We start from the raw sequence: 1609 nt of genomic DNA, 5'->3' as shown, positions 1-1609 counted from the left end.
GTTTTACGGCGGGGCGTTGAGTACGACCTCGCCTTCGCGGGGCGCGGAGCCGGTGGTCAGCGCGGTACCGGTGAAGGCGTGGGAGCCCCAGCCGTGCGCGGTGAGGGAGCTGTCGCTGTGCGTGGTGTCCCCGGTCCGTACCGGGAAGGTGAAGTCCGCGACGGCGGTGGCCGCGCCCGGTGCGGCGGCGGCCTTCGCCGCCAGCCCGGCGTCCACCCGCGCGGTGTCCGGCAGCGGGACGGCTTCTTCCTCGCGGTCCTCGCCGCTGCCCGTGACGATGTACTCGTACTGGTCGGCGGCGGCGACGACCTGCGCGCCTCCGTACCGCTCCGGCGGTACCGACGCGCGCAGGCCGGTTTCGAGCAGGATGCCGCAGGCCGTGACGATCAGTGCCGACATCATCAGCGCGACGAAGGTCCCGGCGAAGGACGCGGGCTTGAAGCGGACGGCCGCGCGGGCGAGTCCGTTGGGGCGCATCATGCGGCCGCACCCGCCATCGCGCCCGTGCGGCCGGTACGGGCGGTACGGGCGGCGGTGCGGGCGGTCAGCTCCGACATCCGCTCAGCGATCTGCTGCGCCGAACCGCGCTCCAGGCCGCCGGCGAAGGCACCGTCCGCGAGGAAGAGCACGCGGTCGGCCCAGGCGGCGGCGGTCGGGTCGTGGGTGACCATGACGACGGTGGCGCCGAGGGTGTCCACCGCCTGCCGGAGCAGGCCGAGGACCTCGGCGGCGGTGCCGGTGTCGAGGGCGCCGGTGGGCTCGTCGGCGAAGATCACGTCGGGGCTGGTCACCAGGGCGCGTGCGACGGCCACCCGCTGCTGCTGGCCGCCGGACAGCTCGCCGGGCCGGCGCCGCGCCTTGTCGGCGAGCCCGACCTGCGCGAGCACGTCGGCCGCCCGACGGCGGTCCTGACGCCGCCCGGCCAGACGCACGGGCAGCAGGACGTTCTGCTCCACGGTCAGCGAAGGCAGCAGGTTGAACGCCTGGAAGACGAACCCGAGGCGGCTACGGCGCAGCTCGGTGAGCTGGTTCTCGTTCATGCCGGTGATCTCCGTACCGCCGAGGCACACCGACCCCGAGGTGGGCCGGTCGAGACCGGCGGCACACTGCAGGAAGGTGGACTTGCCCGACCCTGACGGGCCCATGACGGCGGTGAACGTGCCGCGCGGGAGGGCGAGGTCGACGCCGTCGAGCGCGTGCACCGCGCCCGCGCCACGGCCGTACTGCCGCCGGACCCCGCGCAGCTCGACGGCGAGACCGGGCGTGCCCGCAGGACGCTGGCCCTGCGGTTGGCCGTCCGCCCTCGGCTGCCCGTCCGTCTTCGGCTGTCCGTCCGTCTTCGGCTGCTTGCGGCTGCGTAGCCTCATGTTCCGCCCTTTCGCGATTCTCGTGCTGACGCGAGGGAGTGTGCGGGGACGGCCGCGCGCCGGGCGTCATACCCGGGAGCCAACGTGGAGGTAGTACCGAGGTAGGGGGTGGAGGAGGGCGGCCGCTACCTGGGCGGTCGGCGGGGCTTGCCCCGGCGGGCGCGCGGGGCTTCGCCCTCGTCGCAGGGTGATTGCGGGCGCTCAGGGCGGCCCGCCTGGCGGGGTACGTCGCACGCGCCCTT

At 74.7% G+C, this 1609-nt stretch carries 1 protein-coding gene and 1 pseudogene; both read right to left on the bottom strand.

Features of this window, described 5'->3' with window-relative positions; all coding sequences use genetic code 11:
- Positions 1–12: 12 nt before the first annotated feature.
- Positions 13–480: pseudogene (locus HY68_RS11620) on the bottom strand (ABC transporter permease); the annotation flags it as partial.
- Entirely contained in the window at positions 477–1367 is an 891-nt protein-coding gene (locus HY68_RS11615) for an ABC transporter ATP-binding protein (protein ID WP_041987720.1), read from the bottom strand. The gene HY68_RS11615 and the pseudogene HY68_RS11620, both read right to left, overlap by 4 nt.
- Positions 1368–1609: the final 242 nt, after the last annotated feature.

It is taken from the genome of Streptomyces sp. AcH 505, assembly GCF_000818175.1.
Lineage (GTDB): Bacteria > Actinomycetota > Actinomycetes > Streptomycetales > Streptomycetaceae > Streptomyces.
The sequence above is the reverse complement of the archived record's forward strand: the minus strand, read 5'-3'. Positions and strand labels throughout refer to the sequence as shown.

What these genes read in the sequence shown, in the direction of transcription:
- HY68_RS11615 (WP_041987720.1), bottom strand. Translation starts at nt 1,367, where the DNA reads ATGAGGCTACGCAGCCGCAAGCAGCCGAAGACGGACGGACAGCCGAAG.